This is a genomic window from Leclercia sp. TB492, assembly GCF_049974505.2.
GTDB lineage: Bacteria > Pseudomonadota > Gammaproteobacteria > Enterobacterales > Enterobacteriaceae > Enterobacter > Enterobacter adecarboxylatus_C.
The window spans coordinates 3,075,211-3,092,627 of record NZ_CM127572.1; the positions used below are offsets into that span (position 1 = coordinate 3,075,211).

The window sequence follows — 17,417 nt, forward strand, 5'->3', positions numbered from 1 at the left end:
GTTTTTTATACTGTCGCTACAGACTGACTTAATGCCGCGATTCCCCCTGCAGGTGGACGTGGCAACAGAGACGTAGTTATGAACAGAAGTGACCATGAACGACTTACTGATGAACTTATTGGCGAAGCCACCCTTTCTCTGCTTAAGGAAAACGGCCCTATCAGCATGAAGCTCTTGCTGCAGAGGCTGCAACAGATGTTATCGGCAGAGCGAGACGGCCAGCGTCGGAATGTGCTTTCCCAAATCATTCTGGAAATTTCCAGCGACGGTAAGGGTGGCTCCCGGCGCGAACCTAAAAGTGAACAGCAGGATTGGGACACGGATGGTCGAAACAACAGTAATGTGTATCCCCTGTTTGGCAATAGCCAGCAAGCCAACAGCAAAAAACACTAGCTGTAACATTAATTCATTAACTAAACCGGTGTGACACCTATGAGCCAGGCTATGCTCCAGAAATCAGACTTTTATGAAGAACTGCCAAACGACGCGTTGTCTAACTATTTTCGCAGCGCCGGCGGTTTGTTAGCCGAAGAGTGGGCGTTGCTGGAATCTGTCATGAGCGCAATTCTGGATGCGAAGGAACCGCTGACCAACAAAGCGATTATTTTACGATTGATCCAGCAGATTGAGTCCACGCGCGACGTCGTCAAAGCCGATATCATCCGTAAAACGCTTGAAATTATTGTCGATCATACCCAGGACGATCTCTAATCGCCCCGGTGAATGAAACGCCGACGGTACTGTCCTGCCGTCGGCGTTTTGTTATCTGAAGGATTTACCTCCCTGCCCCGCAGCGTTACAATGCCCGCCCTTAAAGTATGGGATCTCCTCCCGGCGCCCACCTGGTGTGCGCATCTGACCTGTCATCAGAACGAGAACAATCATGTTTAAACCGGAACTCCTCTCCCCGGCGGGAACGCTGAAAAATATGCGTTACGCCTTCGCCTATGGCGCCGATGCCGTCTATGCGGGCCAGCCGCGTTACTCGCTGCGCGTGCGTAATAACGAATTCAACCACGAGAATCTGCAGCTCGGCATCAACGAAGCCCACGCGCAGGGGAAAAAATTCTACGTGGTGGTGAACATCGCGCCCCATAACGCCAAGCTGAAAACCTTTGTCCGCGACCTGAAACCGGTGGTGGAGATGGGGCCGGATGCGCTGATTATGTCGGATCCGGGTTTAATCATGCTGGTGCGGGAGAACTTCCCGGAGATGGACATTCACCTCTCGGTACAGGCCAACGCCGTTAACTGGGCAACGGTAAAATTCTGGCAGCAGATGGGGTTGACCCGTGTGATTTTATCCCGCGAGCTGTCGCTGGAAGAGATCGAAGAGATCCGCAGCCAGGTGCCGGAAATGGAGCTGGAGATTTTCGTCCACGGCGCGCTGTGCATGGCCTACTCCGGCCGCTGCCTGCTCTCTGGCTACATCAACAAGCGTGACCCGAATCAGGGCACCTGCACCAACGCCTGCCGCTGGGAATATAAGGTCCAGGAAGGTAAGCAGGATGAGGTGGGCAACATCGTGCATAAACACGAGCCTATCCCGGTGCAGACCATTGAGCCGACGCTGGGCATCGGTGCGCCGACCGACAGCGTGTTTATGATTGAAGAGGCCCAGCGCCCGGGCGAGTACATGACCGCGTTCGAAGACGAGCACGGCACCTACATCATGAACTCCAAAGATCTGCGCGCCATCGCCCACGTTGAGCGCCTGACCCAGATGGGCGTGCACTCCCTGAAGATTGAAGGCCGCACCAAATCCTATTACTACTGCGCACGTACCGCCCAGGTCTATCGCAAGGCGATCGACGACGCGGCGGCGGGTAAACCCTTCGACCCGACCCTGCTGGAAACGCTGGAAGGGCTGGCGCACCGCGGCTATACCGAAGGCTTCCTGCGTCGTCATACTCATGACGATTACCAGAACTACGACTACGGTCACTCGCTTTCCGAGCGCCAGCAGTTTGTCGGTGAGTTCACCGGCGAGCGCAAGGGTCCTCTTGCGGCGGTAGCGGTGAAAAACAAATTCCTCGTGGGCAACAGCCTGGAGTTAATGACCCCGCAGGGCAACGTCAATTTCACCCTCGAACATATGGAGAATGGTAAAGGGGAAGCGGTATCGGTCGCGCCGGGAGACGGACATACCGTCTGGCTGCCGGTGCCGGAAGATATCTCGCTGGACTATGCCCTGCTGATGCGTAACTTCATCGGGGAAAATACCCGTAATCCTCACGCCGGTTAAGATTAAGGGTTATTTTTTGGTATGAGATGATTCTTAGAATCCGATCACATACCGCTGCGTTTGATACGGGTATTATCTATGACGCTGAAAAACATAACCCATAAATGCTAGCTGTACCAGGAACCACCTCCTTAGCCTGTGTAATCTCCCTTACGCAGGCTAATTTTTTTGCCTGAAATTCCTCTCATCCCCCTTTCACTCTCTGCTGTCGCAATACAACCATTAGCGTCCCTAACGTAAATTTTTCTTTATTTACAACGAGAAGTAATTGAAAACATCAATTTATTAAAGGTAGGGTATTCATAGACATCCAGAATGCTATTCTTCTTATGAATGAAATTTCACTTAAGGAGAAGGAGAAATCTATGTACTGGGTGGTTGAAAACAGGATGGTGTGCCCTCGTACCGGAACAATATTCATTCACGTTCTGACTGTTAAAAATCTTAGATTGATAATCTGGTATAAAGGCGATTACTTTATCAGCACCGGCTCGGTTCTTATTACCAGTCCCTTCGGAATTGCCGTAGACGGCACATTAAGAAAGCTTCACATCCTGCGCACCTTCCCTTATAACGCTACCTTTTGGTCATCATTTGTCGCGAATTCGGGATGCCCTGGCAACGATGGCACCCTTATTACCCACTGCAAACATCACTCTGATTGTGTGTTCGCGTTATGCCCGTATGGCGCCATCGCCTTATAAAAGTCCGGTCCGAGTGGCGCACGTTTTGCCTCGCCACTCATTTAATTTTTATCCTTTCATCCTCTTCTTACCCGCTTTTGTCCGCGCTGCGATACACTTTTGAAAGATCAGCACAGGAGCAATGTGGATGGCGACCTATCCGGCAAGTTTATTAATTCTGAACGGCAAAGGGACAGGCAACGACCTGTTGCGCGAAGCCGTGACGCTTCTTCGGGAAGAAGGGGTGGTGATCCATGTCCGCGTGACATGGGAGAAAGGTGATGCAGCCCGTTATATTCAGGAAGCCTGCGACCTTGGGGTGGAGACCGTCATTGCAGGTGGCGGCGACGGCACCATAAATGAAGTGGCGACAGCGCTGATTGACTTGCCAGAGGCGCAGCGTCCGGCGCTGGGCATTCTGCCGCTGGGCACCGCCAACGATTTTGCTACCAGCGCCGGGATCCCGGAGGCGCTCGATAAAGCCCTGCAGCTGGCAATCGCCGGTAAAGCCACGGCGGTGGATATCGCCCGGGTGAACAATGAAACCTGCTTTATCAATATGGCAACGGGCGGGTTTGGCACCCGTATTACCAGCGAAACCCCGGAAAAATTGAAAGCCGCGCTGGGCGGCGTTTCGTACCTGATCCACGGTCTGGCACGCATGGATTTGCTCAAACCCGACACCTGTGAAATTCGCGGCGAGAACTTTAGCTGGCAGGGAGATGCGCTGGTGATCGGTATTGGCAATGGCCGTCAGGCGGGCGGTGGGCAGCAGCTTTGTCCGGATGCGCTGATTAACGACGGGCAACTACAGCTGCGAATTTTTTCTGCCAATGAACTGCTCCCGGCCCTGCTGACCACCCTGACTAAACCGGAGGAGAGCCCGAACGTGATTGACGGACAGTCTGCCTGGTTCGAGGTCGTCGCTCCGCACGGTATGACCTTTAACCTGGACGGCGAGCCGCTGAGCGGCGACCATTTCCGCATCGCCCTGTTACCGGGCGCGATCCGGTGCCGGCTGCCGCCGGATTGCCCGCTTCTGCGCTGAGTTTGCCCGGCGGCGCAGCGCTTGCGCGGGCCTACGGGTTTCGTAGGCCGGGTAAGGCGAAGCCGCCACCCGGCAAACAAACCACACTAATACACCGCCACCTCCCTGGCCATCTCACGTGAGTACTGCTGGCTGGCGTTGACCAGCATCCGGGTGTAATCGGTTTGCGCCTGCCCCGCCACCAGATCATCTACCGTCAGCGTTTCAAGGATTTTCCCGTACTGCATCACCGCCACCTTCTGGCACAGATGGGCGATCACGCCCAAATCGTGGGTCACCATCAGGTAGGTGAGCTTCGACTCGCGCTGCAGTTCCGCCAGCAGGTTTAAAATCTCCGCCTGCACCGAGACATCCAGCGCCGAGGTGGGTTCGTCGAGCAGCAGCACCTGCGGCTCGAGGATCAGCGCCCGGGCAATCGCCACGCGCTGGCGCTGGCCACCTGAAAGCTGATGGGGATAGCGATCGCGGAAGGCGCGGTTGAGGCCGACTTTATCCAGCAGGGCATAAATACGGCGATCCCGGTCGTTGATGCCGTGGATTTGCAGCGGCTCTTCCAGAATATCGCCGATGGTATGCCGCGGGTGCAGCGAACCGTAGGGGTCCTGAAACACCATCTGTACCAGCCGACAGCGCTGGGGGCTGATGCGCCGCTCCAGCGGCTGGCCGTTGATCGCCAGCGCCCCGTCCCAGTGGGTGAATAACCCGGCCAGGCACTTCAGCACCGTGGTTTTGCCCGAGCCCGACTCCCCCACCAGGCCGTAAATCTCCCCCGGCTGGACGTTAATATTGACGTCATACAGAACCTGGCTGCGTTTCTCGCCTTCGCCGAATGCCAGATTCAGGTTTTTTACCTCGATCATCTTCGCTCCTTATTCGGTCAGCCAGCTGGCCTGGCGCTGCAATACCGGCAGCACCGGACGGCGGTGGTTCATCTCCGGCAGGGCATTGATCAGCCCCTGCGTATAGGGATGTTTTGCGTTGTGCAGGTCACAGGCGGCAATCGACTCCACCACCCGCCCGGCGTACATCACCAGTACCCGGTCGCAGAAGCTGCGCACCAGGTTGATATCGTGGCTGATAAAGATCAGCCCCAGCCCGCGGGACTGGACTAAATCGTCCAGCAATCCCAGCACCTGCAACCGCACCGAGACGTCCAGCGCCGAGGTCGGTTCATCGGCGATCACCAGCTCCGGGTCGGTGATTAACATCATGGCGATCATGATGCGCTGCCCCTGCCCGCCGGAGATCTCATGCGGATAGAGCTGATACACCCGTTCCGGCTGGCGAATACGCACCACATCCAGCATCTCCAGCACTTTGGCTTTCGCCTCCGCCTTGCGCCCCGGATGGTGGGTCAGCCAGGCCTCGGCGATCTGATCCCCGACGCAGACCACCGGGTTCAGGGAGTACTTTGGATCCTGCATGATCATCGAGATGCGCTTGCCGCGAATGCCGCGCATCTGCGCTTCGCTGACGCTGCGCAGATCGACGTCGCCGAACTGCATCCGGGTGGCGGCGATCTGCGCCTTTGCCGGGTGCAGGCGCAGCAGCGCCCGCCCGACGGTGGATTTCCCCGAGCCCGACTCGCCGACAATCGCCAGCTTCTCGCGCCCGAGCTGAAAGGAGACGCCGCGCACCGCGTTGGTCACTGCGCGTCCGTTGATAAAGTCGACGTGCAGATCGCGCACGTCCAGCAGTGGCGCATCAGTTGCTGCGAGGATCGAGGATGTCACGTAAGCCATCTCCTAAGAAGTTGAACGCCAGGCTGTTAATCAGAATTGCCAGCCCCGGAATAGTCACTACCCACCAGCACTCCATCATGTAGGTACGCCCGCTGGAGATCATCGCCCCCCACTCCGGCTCCGGCGGCTGTGCGCCGAGACCGAGGAAGCCGAGACCGGCGGCGGTCAGGATGATCCCCGCCATGTTCATGGTGATACGGATAATCACCGACGGCAGGCACAGCGGCACAATGTGACGCCACAGCACCCGCACCGGGGAGGCCCCCTGCAGACGCACGGCGGAGATAAAATCGGCCTGGCGCAACGACAGGGTTTCGGCGCGGGCCAGGCGGGCAATCGGCGGCCAGGCGGTGATGGTAATCGCAATCACCACGTGCTCCAGCCCCGGACCGAGGGCGGCGACAAAGGCCAGCGCCAGCACCAGGCTCGGGAAGGAGATAAAGATATCGGTGACGCGCATCAGCACTGCGTCGACCTTGCCACCAAAGTACCCGGCGGTAACCCCCAGCAGCAGCCCCAGCGGACCGACGGTGACCGACACCAGCAGCACGATATAGAGCGTGATGCGCGAGCCGTACACCAGGCGGCTGAAGATATCCCGGCCAAACTCGTCGGTGCCAAACCAGTGCTGCGCGTTCGGCGCCACCAGGGCGTTATTCAGATCCTGCACCAGCGGGTTGTACGGTGCGATCCAGGGCGCGAAGGCCGCAACAATCAACAGCAGCAGGATGATGCCGCCGCCAATGGCCGTCAGCGGGTTGCGCGCCATCTGCCCGACAAAGCCGAAGCTGCGACGGGCCATCCGCGCCAGGCGCTGGCGTCCTTCGCTGCGAACGGGCTGCAGCGGTGTATCCAGAGAAACGGTCATGATTTCGTCCTCGGGTCAAAGAGTTGATACAGCATGTCGGAGAGCAGGTTGAGCATCACGAAGATCATCCCCACCAGCAGGACGCAGCCCATCACCGCGTTCATGTCCCCCAGCAGCAGGCTGCCGGTGAGATAGGAGCCAAAGCCCGGCCAGGAGAAGACGGTTTCAATCAGCACCGCCCCTTCCAGCAGCGAGCCGTAGGCCAGCGCCACCACGGTGAGCAACTGCACCAGGATGTTGCGGAACGCGTGGTTCCAGATCACCTGCCGCTCGGTTAAACCTTTCACCCGGGCAGTGATGATGAACTCCTGCGACAGCTGGGCCAGCATAAAGCTGCGGGTCATGCGGCTGATGTAGGCCAGGGAGTGGAAGCCCAGCAGCGAAGCCGGCAACACCAGATGGTTAATGGCGTTCCAGAACACCGCGCTATTGCCTGCCAGCAGGGCATCGACGGTCATCAGTCCGGTGCGACGCGGCACCAGGCCATCCAGACCCAAATCCAGCCGTCCGGCGCCGCCCACCCAGCCGAGCCAGGCGTAGAACAGCAGTAGCCCCATCATCCCGACCCAGAAGATCGGCGTGGAGTAACCGGCGAGGCTGATGATGCGCACTACATAATCTGAGACGCTGTTACGACGCGCGGCGGCCAGCACCCCCAGCGGAATGCCTAACCCGGCCCCGACAATAATCGCCATCGTCGCCAGCTCAAGGGTCGCCGGGAAGACGCGCATAATGTCGTCCAGCACCGGTTTGCCGGTCAGCAGGGCATTGCCGAAATCGCCGTGCAGCAGGTTGTTCAGGTAGATACCGAACTGGGTCAGCAACGATTTATCAAAGCCCAGCTGGTGATAAACCTGCTGATAGGTGCTGTGGTCGGCATCCGGGCCGACAATCGCCAGCACCGGATCCACCGGCATCACCCGGCCGATAAAGAAGGTCAGCACCAGCAGGCCGAACAGGGTCACCAGCACCTGGGTTAATCGTTTCGAGAAACGCCGGGTGCGGGAGCCCGGGGCGAGGATCACAACGCTCATTTTTCACCTCCGGTTTTGTACACTTCCCGCAGGAAGGTGGTGGCTGACGGGTGCGACTGGAAGTTTTTCACTTCGTTGCGCACCACCACCGAGTCGACCATCTGCGACAGCGGGAGCAGGGCCGGGATCAGCTGGTCATAACGCACCTGGATCTGCTGATAGTCGGCGATCTGTTTCTGCGGATCGCGCTCCAGCAGGGCTTTGTCGATCATCTCGTTCAGCGGCTTGTCGTAAAAACCGGTGCGCCAGCCCTGGAAGTTGGTCAGCCGGGCCTCGTCGCTGTTGTCCGGGTTGTAGACCAGCGCACGCAGGCTGGAGTGCGGATGCGGCTCCACGCCGCTGCCACCGCGCCCGACCAGCATGTCGAACTTACGCTCGCGCATCGCGCCGTAGATCTGGTTCCCGGTGCCGGTGATGATTTTGGCGTTGATGCCCGCCTGCATCAGAGTGGACTGCACGGCGATGGCGATATTAAGGAACGGCTGATCCGCCAGCACCCGCAGGGTGGTGTCGAAGCCGTCCGGGTAGCCCGCTTCCGCCAGCAGCTTTTTGGCGCGGGGGATGTCGAGCTTGTAACCGGGGTCCGGCAGGGTCGACGGCATCCCCGCCTTGATAGGCCGCTGGTGCAGCACGCCGTAGCCCGGCATCAGCGCCTTGTTGATGCCCTGATAGTCAATCAGGTAGCGCACCGCTTCGCGCACTTTCGGGTTGGCGAAGTGCGCCTCCTTCATGCTCATCGCCACGTAGTAGACCGTACCCTTCTGCACGGCTTCCACCGTCAGCTGCGGATCCTTACGCAGGGCGTTGATGTCGGCCACCGCCATATTGCTGGCGATATCCAGATCGCCCTTCTCCACCATCAGGCGCAGGGTTTGCGACTCCTGGAAATGGCGCAGGACCACGCGGTTCATCTTCGGCGCTTCGCGCCAGTATTTCGGGTTACGCTGCATGCGCAGCACGTCTTTTGCCTGCCAGGTCTCCAGCATAAACGGCCCGGAACCGGCTTCGTTGGTGGTCAGCCAGCGGTTGCCCCAGTCGCTGTTGACCTCGTGGCTGAGCACCGTTTTGCGGTCCAGCACGCCGAGGTTGCCCAGCGCGCCGAGGGAGTAGATCACCAGCTGCGGATCGTTGGCCTTCGGCAGGGTGAGCTGCACGGTGTAGTCATCGAGGGCTTTAATCTGCTGGTCGATGTTCTTTTTAGAAAACCCATAAGATTTCCACACCGAGGCCTGGGCGAGGTTCAGGTGCAGCAGGCGGCGCATCGACCAGACCACATCCTCGGCGGTGAGCGGGTTGCCGGAGTGGAAGGTCACGTTGTCGCGCAGGTGGAAGGTCAGGGTTTTGCCGTCCGGGGAAATGTCCCAGGACTTCGCCAGCGCCGGTTTGACGTTGGTGAGAGTATTGGGATCCAGTTCCACCAGCGAATCGTAGAGATTGACCACAATGCCGACCACTTCGTTACCGGTCATCGCGGCCGGATCGAGGGTCAGCAGGTTGTTCATATTCATACCGATGATGAGCTGATCGGGCGGCGTTTTCGCGTACGCCGCACCGCTCCCCATCATCAGCGAGAGCGCAAGTAAGCACGCTCCAGCCAGAGAGGTTCGTTTCATGTATATATCGCCTGTAGGGTACGTTTTTATCTGTCAGTCGTGGCTGACGGTATTGGCTTCGATATACGCAAAATTAATGTCTTCGCCGAGTCCCGGGCGCGTCGGCAGGCTGACCATGCCCTCGTCATCCATCGGGTCGATCAGGCTGTGCAGATAGGCCGCTGGTTCGTCGTAATCGAGGAACGGGTGCAGCAGGCCGCGCTCGTACCAGCGGCAGTTCTTGATGGCGCCAATCACCGCCAGGCTCGCCGCGCCGTTGCCGTGCACTTCGCAGTCCATGCCGAACGACTCCGCGAGGTTCGCCACTTTCAGGGTTGGCGAGATACCGCCGACGCCGTTCGATCCGGCGCGCAGGATGTCGCAGGCCCCGGCTTTGATCCAGTCGGCGCGGCTGTGGTGCTTACCGCCCAGGCTTTCCGGCCCGATAATCGGAATGGAGAGGTTTTCCGCCAGCCAGGCGTAGGAGGACATGCTCTCCTCTTCCATCGGCTCTTCAAACCACGCGAAGTTAAGCTTCTCCAGCTCCTTGCCGATGTACAGCGCCTCGGTGCGGCTGTACCAGTGGTAGCCGTCGATCATCAGGTCAATGTCCGGGCCGACCGCTTCACGCACTGCGGCGCAGGCTTTGACGTCCATCTTCGGGTTAGGGGCGAAGGAGACCGGCGGCATCCAGGTGTGCAGCTTGATCGCCTTATAGCCGCGGGCCACCAGCGTCTCGGCGAAGCTGGCGTACTCTTCCGGCGTCGAGAGGCCACCGGGCAGGTCATCCCCGCACATGGTGCTGCCGTAGGCCGGGACTTTGTCGCGGTAGCCGCCGAGCAGTTTCCACACCGGCATATTGAGCTTACGGCCAATCAGATCCCACAGCGCCTGCTCAACAAAACCCAGCGCGCGTTCGGTCAGCTGGTGGGCGCTGCCGCGCTGCCAGTGGGCCAGCTCCTGCCAGATCTTCTCGCGATTAAACGCGTCCTGGCCGACCATCACTTTACGAAAGAAGGTGTTGACCACAAAAGGGCGCACCACTTCCGGCGGTGCAAATGAATACCCTTTGGTGCCATCGTCTGCGGTAAGGGTCAGCATCGCCATTTTTGCCAGACCTTCCGGTCCCGGGTGGGAGTGTCCGGCGGTGTCGGAGACCCGGCGCGTGGGATACTGAAAGACGGTGACGTTTACAGATTCGATTTTCATTTTCAGTCCTTAAAACAACGTAGGTTCAGCATGTTCTGTCATTTTGAAAAGCTGTTTCGAAACTAACTGTAAGCGCAAAATTCATCCACTGCCTTAGACAAATTCCGCTAAGCGCTGACCATTTCTTGTGCATCTGCACGGGGGGAAGTGACACTTTTCACAAAAGACCGGGGAAGTGTGAAGTGGATCGGGAGGGATCTTTGAATGAAGTTTTTAGGCCGGGTAAGACGCAGTCGCCACCCGGCTTTTTTGCCGCACCGCACCAGATGCGGCAATGCCCGGCGGCTCTACGCTTGCCGGGCCTACGTATTGTGCATGCTGCGAGTACGGTTACGCGATCGTAACTTTCTTATCCAGATAAACATCCTGCACGGCGTTAATCAGCTTCACGCCGTCGGCCATCGACTTTTTAAACGCCTTGCGACCAAGGATCAGCCCCATGCCGCCCGCGCGTTTATTGATCACCGCCGTGCGCACCGCATCGGTGAGATCGGTTTCGCCGCCTGCTGCACCGCCGGAGTTGATCAACCCGGCGCGGCCCATATAGCAATTCGCCAGCTGGTAGCGCACCAGGTCGATGGGGTTATCGCTGGTCAGTTTGCTGTAGACCCGATCGTCGGTATAACCAAATTTGACCGCCTTGTAGCCGCCGTTGTTTTCGGCCATTTTCTGCTTGACGATATCCGCCCCGATGGTGGCCGCCAGATGGTTGGCCTGACCGGTGAGATCGGCGGAAACGTGGTAATCGGTGCCGTCTTTGTTGAAGGCCGGGTTACGCAGGTACGCCCACAGCACGGTCACCAGGCCCAGCTCATGGGCACGCTCGAAGGCGGCGGAGATCTCCTCTATCTGACGGCGCGACTGCTCTGAGCCGAAATAGATGGTGGCCCCTACCGCGACCGCGCCGAGATTGAAGGCCTGCTCAACGCTGGCGTACAGGGTCTGGTCATATTCGGTGGGATAGCTCAGGGTTTCGTTGTGGTTAAGCTTAACCAGGAACGGAATACGGTGCGCGTAACGGCGGGAGACCGACGCCAGCACGCCGTAGGTGGACGCCACGCAGTTACAACCCGCCTCAATCGCCAGTTCCACGATATTCTTCGGATCAAAATAGAGTGGGTTGGCGGCAAAGGAGGCACCCGCCGAGTGCTCCACACCCTGGTCCACCGGCAGGATCGACAGATAGCCGGTCCCGCCCAGACGCCCGGTGTTATACAGCGTCTGCATATTTCGCAGCACCGCCGGCGGACGGTTGTTGTCCACCATCACGCGGTCAACGTAGTCGTGGCCAGGCAGGTAGAGATGGTCGGCTGGAATGGTCATACAACGATGCTGTAACAGGCTGTCGGCGTCTTTGCCAAGCAATTGCGTAATATCAGTCATGGTTTTCCTCCCGTCAGTGCCGACAAAGCGTCGGCGTGTTTTATCCAGGCTCACAGGATTGTAAGCCCCCTAAGCCTGGTCTGCGGGTCGTCAAATTGCCAGCCGTCTACCACCATGCATGAAAATGATGTACCGGGCCAATGCCCTGCCCCACTTCCAGCGTGTCCGCCTGCGCCAGTGCGCAGGAGAGCCAGGCTTTGGCCTCGCGGACGGTATCCGCCCAGCTATCGTGCCGCGGACGCAGCGCGGCCAGCGCGGCCGACAGGGTGCAGCCGGTGCCGTGGGTATTTTTGGTATTCACCCGAGGAGCAGTAAAGCGCGTGGCCCCGTCGCGGGTAAACAGCCAGTCGGGGCTCTCGGGATCGTCCAGATGTCCGCCCTTCATCAGCACCGCCTCGCACCCCATCGCCAGCAATGCATAACCCTGCGCTTTCATCTCCTGTTCGTTACGGGCATGGGGGGCATCCAGCAACGCCGCCGCTTCGGGCAGGTTGGGGGTGATGAGCGCCACCTGCGGCAGCAGCTTTTTACGCAGCGTGTCGACAGCGGCGTGTGACAGCAGCGGGTCGCCGCTTTTCGCCAGCATTACCGTATCCAGCACCACGTTTTTCACCTGATGACGCAGGAGCTGCTCCGCCACCGCCTCGACGATATCGGTTTCGGCCAGCATGCCGATCTTGGTGGTGTCGATGCGTACATCGCTGAACACCGACTCCAGCTGCGCCGCCACGAAATCGGGTTCGATGCGGCAGACCGACTGCACCCCGCGGGTGTTCTGCGCCACCAGGGCGGTGATCACCGAGCAACCGTACGCACCGAGCGCGGAGAAGGTCTTCAGGTCGGCCTGGATCCCGGCCCCGCCGCTGGGGTCGGTGCCTGCGATGGTAAGCGCGTTAATCCGTTTCATCGTTGCGCCCCCAGTTCCCACAGTGCATCCAGAAACGCCGGGGCAAAACTGCCCGGGCCGCGACTAAGCGCCGCCGCCAGCGCGCCGGCCCGCTTCATCCAGCCGCAGGCCGCGGCGATGTTATCCAGCCGGTCCCCGGGCAGCGAGCAGCTGGCCGCCACTACCGCCGACAGGGCGCAGCCGGTGCCCACTACCCGGGTCATCAGCGGATCGCCGCCGGTAATTGTCTGGGTACGCAGTCCGTCAGTGACGTAATCCACCTCCCCGGTCACCACCACAATGGCATTGGTCTGCCGCGCCAGCGCCTGTGCCGCAGGCAGCGCGCTGGCCGCCGTGTCGGTGGTGTCCACCCCGCGCCCGCCTGCGCTCATCCCGGCAAGGGCGAGGATTTCAGAGGCGTTGCCGCGAATGGCCGCCGGTTTCAGGGCAAGGATTTGCTGGCAAAAACGGGTCCGGTACGCCAGGGCGCCCACGGCCACCGGATCGAGGGTCCAGGGTTTACCCGCCGCCACCGCGCTTTCAATCGCCCGGCGCATCGCCTGAGCGCGCGAGGAGGTCAGGGTCCCGACGTTAATCAGCAGCGCATCGGCAATAGCGGAGAACTGTTCGGCCTCTTCGGCTTCAATCACCATCGCCGGAGAGGCCCCGAGGGCCAGCAGTACGTTAGCGGTAAAGGTCTGCACCACGTCGTTGGTCATGCAGTGGGTCAGCGGGGAACGGGTTCGGAAGTGGTGTAAGGCGTGTAAATTAAGCAGGTCAGGCTGCATGGTATCGCTCCTGCCTTGCGCGAAGAAGCGATTGCCCGGAGGGCATCTGACTTCCCTACGCTGGCATTATCCAGATCAGGTGGTACGGGTATTTCTCAGCCTTCACAAGGAAGGGCACCCCGAGTCAAATTACATAAGATGATGTAATCACGGCAGCGTAGAGGATGCGTCTGGCAATAGCAAGAACCTTTCTGCTACCGCGATGCCTCACCAGGATTACGCCCATAACTTTAGCTATTCGTGCTAAATGTGATCTTCATCAACCTGAAGGCACTGGCCTTCCGGGATAGTAACCGTGCGCAATGATTGCGTTACTAATATAGAAACCGGCTACGAAATTCCAGAACAAAGATAAAGGTTAATGTATGAAAAAGATTCTGTTGGTGGGTGTGGTTGCAGCGCTTCTCGCGGGCTGCGTCTCTGAAGAACAGCGGTTAGCACAGTGTGAGGCAAAAGGCGTCAGCCGTGATGCGTGCTATATCGCCGACCAGAACCGTCAGGCCACCATCAATGCCGCCGCTGAGAAACAGGCCCTGGAGAATGCTCATGCCGCCATACAGCATGCGCAGGCAGCGCGTATTGGCGACCCGCTGCGTGAAGCCTCTTTTAGCGCCAACGGCATCAAAGCCACCATCAACAATGGTTTCACTCAGGCCACCATCAATGGCAAAAAAGCCACGGTAAAGCGTTCGAATGCGAACTTCTACGAAATTAAAGGGGCCGGTTACGTTCTGTCGATCTCCCTTGATATCGACGGCATCACCGATGCGTCATGGAATAAAACCAGGGGTCGCGATCATGGGATTCTGAACGTCGTTCAAAATACTCCTAAAGCATTCTAAAATACCCCACTTTTTTCTGCAGAGCGCTCCCCAGGAAACCTCAGTAGCCATGCGGGGTTACGGCTTACGCGCGTTGTTTCAACGCGCGTAACAAAACGATAAACAATTAACCATTGAGCCCCGCGCAAAAAGGCTCTATATTGGCCGCGATTTTTGATGCCCTTCTCATTTTCTTAATTAATTATTCAATCGTGGCCACGTGCTGAGCTGCGGTTGTAGGAGTGATATGATGACGGATAAAGTCCGTATTGATACTTTGAATGCCTCTTCTTTCAAAACCAACGAAACCTATCTGGCCCGTCAGGCCGAAATGGAATCCAATGTCAGGAGTTATCCGCGCAAGCTGCCTTTAGCCATTACTAAGGCGGATGGGGTGTGGATCACCGATGCGGATAACAAAGAGTATCTTGATTGCCTGGCCGGAGCGGGAACGCTGGCGCTGGGTCATAACCATCCTGATGTGCTGAAAAGCATCCAAAGTGTCATTACCAGCGGCTTGCCGTTACATACCCTGGATCTGACCACGCCGTTGAAAGACGCGTTCTCAGAATACCTGCTCTCCATGCTGCCAGGTCAGGGCAAAGAGTACTGCCTGCAGTTTACCGGCCCATCCGGTGCGGACGCTGTTGAAGCCGCGCTGAAGCTGGCGAAAAAAGTGACCGGCCGCAGCGGCATTATCAGCTTCTCCGGTGCCTATCACGGCATGACCCACGGCGCGCTGTCCGTGACCGGCAACCTGTCTCCGAAAGAAGCGGTTGACGGCATGATGCCGGAAGTGCAGTTCATGCCTTACCCGCACGAGTACCGCTGCCCGCTGGGTATCGGCGGTGAAGCAGGCGTGAAAGCCCTGACCTACTACTTCGAAAACCTGATCAACGACGTTGAGAGCGGCGTGCGTAAACCTGCTGCCGTGATCCTGGAAGCAGTCCAGGGCGAAGGCGGCGTGAACCCGGCACCGGTTGAGTGGCTGCAGCGCATCCGTAAAGTGACCGAAGAGCACGGCATCCTGCTGATCCTCGACGAAGTGCAGGCTGGCTTTGCCCGTACCGGTAAATTCTTCGCCTTCGAACACGCGGGTATCCAGCCAGACATCGTGGTGATGTCCAAAGCTGTCGGTGGCGGTCTGCCGCTGGCCGTTCTCGGTATCAAAAAGCAGTTCGATGCCTGGTCTCCGGGTCACCATACCGGTACTTTCCGTGGCAACCAGCTGGCGATGGCGACCGGCCTCACCACCCTGCAGATCCTCAAAGAGCAGAACATTGCCGATAAAGTTGCCGCCCAGGGCGAGTGGCTGAAGGCGAAGCTGGTTGAGCTGCAGAAACGCTATCCGGTTATTGGTCACGTGCGCGGTCTGGGCATGATGATTGGTATCGAGATTGTTAAACCGCACGAAGCTGCCGACCATATGGGCTGCTTCCCGGGCGACGGCAAGCTGTCCGCGCTGATCCAGAAGAAATGCTTCGAAGCCGGTCTGATTCTGGAGCGTGGCGGCCGTAACGGTAACGTGGTGCGTCTGCTGCCTTCCCTGCTGATCAGCGATCAGGAGCTGAACGTGTTCCTGGACAAATTTGAGCAGGCGCTGCTTGCTGCGGGCGTTCGCCCAGTCTAACCGGAGACAATGGATACAATGTCAGATTTAAACCCGATTTTGTCGTCGTCGGCGCAAAGCATCGAAGCCTATCAGCAGGCCATCGAGCAGAGCACTCAGGCGGTTATGCAGTGGCTGAAACAGCCGGAAATGTACCAGGGTAAAACGGTCGCCGAGCTGCGCGAGCGCATCAACCTGGAGTTCAGCCCGGAAGGGCTGGGCAACGAGACCGCCATCGAGCGTGCCGTTGAATATTTCCTGAAAGACAGCCTGGCGGTGCATCATCCGCAGTGTGTGGCGCACCTCCACTGCCCGAGCCTGGTGGTAAGCCAGGCGGCGGAAGTGATGATCAACGCCACTAACCAGAGCATGGACTCCTGGGATCAGAGCCCGTCTGCGACCATTATCGAGATAAAACTGATCGAGTGGCTGCGTACCCGTCTGGGTTACCAGCCTGGCGACGCCGGCGTCTTCACCAGCGGCGGCACCCAGAGCAACATGATGGGACTGATGCTGGCGCGCGATGCTTTCTTCGCGCGTCAGGGCCACTCCGTCCAGCAGGATGGTCTGGTGGGCGATCTGCGTAAGATCCGGGTGCTGTGCTCCGACAGCGCGCACTTCTCCGTGCAGAAGAACATGGCGCTGATGGGCCTCGGCTATCAGTCCGTTATTCAGGTAAAAACTGACGAATGTTCGCGTATGGATCTGACCGATCTGACGGCGAAAATCGAGCAGTGCAATGCCAACGGCGAACAGATTCTGGCGATCGTTGCCACCGCAGGGACCACCGACGCGGGCGCTATCGATCCGCTGCGTGCCATTGCGGAGCTGGCGGCGAAGCAGAATATCTGGGTTCACGTGGATGCGGCCTGGGGCGGCGCGCTGCTGATGTCTGAGAAGTATCGCGATTACCTCGACGGTATCGAGCTGGTGGATTCCGTAACCCTGGACTTCCACAAGCAGTTCTTCCAGACCATCAGCTGCGGCGCGTTCCTGCTGAAAGAGGCGCGTCACTATGAGCTGATGCGCTATCAGGCGGCGTACCTGAACTCTGAGTTTGACGAAGAGGCTGGCGTACCGAACCTGGTCTCCAAATCCCTGCAAACCACCCGTCGCTTTGACGCGCTGAAGCTGTGGATGAGCCTGGAAGCGCTGGGTCAGAAGAAATACGCTGAGATCATCGATCACGGTGTGACCATGGCGCAGCAGGTTGCCGCGTATGTTACCGAACAGCCACAGCTGGAGCTGGTGATGCCGCCGCAGCTGGCGAGCGTGCTGTTCCGCTTCCGTCCGGAACTTAATCTGGACGATGCGGGCATTGCGCTGCTCAACCAGAAAATTGGTGATGCGCTGCTGGAATCGGGGCGTGCCAACGTCGGTGTAACCGAGCATAACGGTATCACCTGCCTGAAGCTGACCCTGCTGAACCCAATCGTGACGCTGGAGGATGTCAAAGTCCTGCTGTCACTGGTGGAACGCACGGCGCACGAGCTGCTGGCGAAGTAAGTT

17 protein-coding genes and 1 riboswitch are annotated in these 17,417 nt (G+C 58.7%); of the genes, 8 read left to right on the top strand and 9 right to left on the bottom strand.

Annotated elements, in window-relative coordinates; genetic code table 11:
- Nucleotides 1-78 precede the first annotated feature (78 nt).
- The 5 genes from ACP4QI_RS14600 to yegS all read left to right on the top strand — a co-directional run bounded on the left by ACP4QI_RS14600 (nucleotide 79) and on the right by yegS (nucleotide 3,976).
- Complete coding sequence (locus ACP4QI_RS14600) at nucleotides 79-393, top strand: hypothetical protein (protein WP_142486406.1); 315 nt, start codon at nucleotides 79-81, stop codon at nucleotides 391-393.
- A gap of 39 nt (nucleotides 394-432) precedes the next feature.
- Nucleotides 433-711 carry a biofilm development regulator YmgB/AriR family protein gene (locus ACP4QI_RS14605; RefSeq protein ID WP_185902374.1) on the top strand — a complete coding sequence of 93 codons (279 nt, stop codon included), beginning with the start codon at nucleotides 433-435 and terminating at the stop codon, nucleotides 709-711.
- A gap of 172 nt (nucleotides 712-883) precedes the next feature.
- Nucleotides 884-2,245: a prephenate-dependent tRNA uridine(34) hydroxylase TrhP gene (trhP, locus tag ACP4QI_RS14610; protein WP_426495255.1), complete on the top strand. Its 1,362-nt coding sequence runs from the start codon at nucleotides 884-886 to the stop codon at nucleotides 2,243-2,245.
- A 365-nt stretch (nucleotides 2,246-2,610) separates the two neighbouring features.
- A complete protein-coding gene (locus ACP4QI_RS14615) occupies nucleotides 2,611-2,949 on the top strand; it encodes an anti-adapter protein iraM (RefSeq protein ID WP_285128100.1) in 339 nt (112 codons plus the stop codon).
- Nucleotides 2,950-3,076: 127 nt separating this feature from the next.
- Nucleotides 3,077-3,976 (top strand): lipid kinase YegS, encoded by a 900-nt coding sequence (yegS, locus tag ACP4QI_RS14620; RefSeq protein ID WP_426495254.1) that lies wholly within the window; start codon nucleotides 3,077-3,079, stop codon nucleotides 3,974-3,976.
- A gap of 86 nt (nucleotides 3,977-4,062) precedes the next feature.
- Here the strand turns inward: yegS and ACP4QI_RS14625 are convergent, their stop codons facing one another.
- The 9 genes from ACP4QI_RS14625 to thiM form a co-directional block, all read right to left on the bottom strand.
- Nucleotides 4,063-4,836: an ABC transporter ATP-binding protein gene (locus ACP4QI_RS14625; RefSeq protein ID WP_142486411.1), complete on the bottom strand. Its 774-nt coding sequence runs from the start codon at nucleotides 4,834-4,836 to the stop codon at nucleotides 4,063-4,065.
- 9 nt (nucleotides 4,837-4,845) lie between these two features.
- Nucleotides 4,846-5,709, bottom strand: coding sequence for an ABC transporter ATP-binding protein (locus tag ACP4QI_RS14630; protein ID WP_156265157.1), 864 nt, complete (start codon nucleotides 5,707-5,709; stop codon nucleotides 4,846-4,848).
- On the bottom strand, nucleotides 5,681-6,586 hold the full coding sequence (locus ACP4QI_RS14635; RefSeq protein ID WP_142486412.1) for an ABC transporter permease: 906 nt from the start codon (nucleotides 6,584-6,586) through the stop codon (nucleotides 5,681-5,683). Before ACP4QI_RS14635 ends, ACP4QI_RS14630 begins: the two co-directional genes overlap by 29 nt.
- The gene (locus tag ACP4QI_RS14640; protein ID WP_426495253.1) at nucleotides 6,583-7,620 is read right to left on the bottom strand and encodes an ABC transporter permease; all 1,038 of its coding nucleotides are present in this window, start codon (nucleotides 7,618-7,620) and stop codon (nucleotides 6,583-6,585) included. The genes ACP4QI_RS14635 and ACP4QI_RS14640 overlap by 4 nt, the downstream gene beginning before the upstream one ends.
- Nucleotides 7,617-9,233: an ABC transporter substrate-binding protein gene (locus ACP4QI_RS14645; protein WP_426495252.1), complete on the bottom strand. Its 1,617-nt coding sequence runs from the start codon at nucleotides 9,231-9,233 to the stop codon at nucleotides 7,617-7,619. Before ACP4QI_RS14645 ends, ACP4QI_RS14640 begins: the two co-directional genes overlap by 4 nt.
- Nucleotides 9,234-9,266: 33 nt before the next feature.
- Entirely contained in the window at nucleotides 9,267-10,421 is a 1,155-nt protein-coding gene (locus ACP4QI_RS14650) for a mandelate racemase family protein (protein ID WP_156264223.1), read from the bottom strand.
- A 330-nt stretch (nucleotides 10,422-10,751) separates the two neighbouring features.
- Nucleotides 10,752-11,804 (bottom strand): class I fructose-bisphosphate aldolase, encoded by a 1,053-nt coding sequence (fbaB, locus tag ACP4QI_RS14655; protein WP_156264224.1) that lies wholly within the window; start codon nucleotides 11,802-11,804, stop codon nucleotides 10,752-10,754.
- Nucleotides 11,805-11,910: 106 nt separating this feature from the next.
- Nucleotides 11,911-12,711, bottom strand: a complete 801-nt coding sequence (gene thiD, locus ACP4QI_RS14660) for a bifunctional hydroxymethylpyrimidine kinase/phosphomethylpyrimidine kinase (protein WP_426495251.1) — start codon at nucleotides 12,709-12,711, stop codon at nucleotides 11,911-11,913.
- Entirely contained in the window at nucleotides 12,708-13,478 is a 771-nt protein-coding gene (gene thiM / locus ACP4QI_RS14665; protein WP_426495250.1) for a hydroxyethylthiazole kinase, read from the bottom strand. Before thiM ends, thiD begins: the two co-directional genes overlap by 4 nt.
- A gap of 35 nt (nucleotides 13,479-13,513) precedes the next feature.
- A riboswitch (TPP riboswitch) is annotated at nucleotides 13,514-13,610 on the bottom strand.
- A gap of 233 nt (nucleotides 13,611-13,843) precedes the next feature.
- Here thiM and ACP4QI_RS14670 point away from each other — a divergent pair.
- The 3 genes from ACP4QI_RS14670 to ACP4QI_RS14680 all read left to right on the top strand — a co-directional run bounded on the left by ACP4QI_RS14670 (nucleotide 13,844) and on the right by ACP4QI_RS14680 (nucleotide 17,414).
- The gene (locus ACP4QI_RS14670; protein ID WP_426495249.1) at nucleotides 13,844-14,320 is read left to right on the top strand and encodes a hypothetical protein; all 477 of its coding nucleotides are present in this window, start codon (nucleotides 13,844-13,846) and stop codon (nucleotides 14,318-14,320) included.
- Nucleotides 14,321-14,546: 226 nt separating this feature from the next.
- A complete protein-coding gene (locus ACP4QI_RS14675; RefSeq protein ID WP_426495248.1) occupies nucleotides 14,547-15,929 on the top strand; it encodes a diaminobutyrate--2-oxoglutarate transaminase in 1,383 nt (460 codons plus the stop codon).
- Nucleotides 15,930-15,947: 18 nt separating this feature from the next.
- Nucleotides 15,948-17,414, top strand: coding sequence for a pyridoxal phosphate-dependent decarboxylase family protein (locus ACP4QI_RS14680; RefSeq protein WP_426495247.1), 1,467 nt, complete (start codon nucleotides 15,948-15,950; stop codon nucleotides 17,412-17,414).
- Nucleotides 17,415-17,417: the final 3 nt, after the last annotated feature.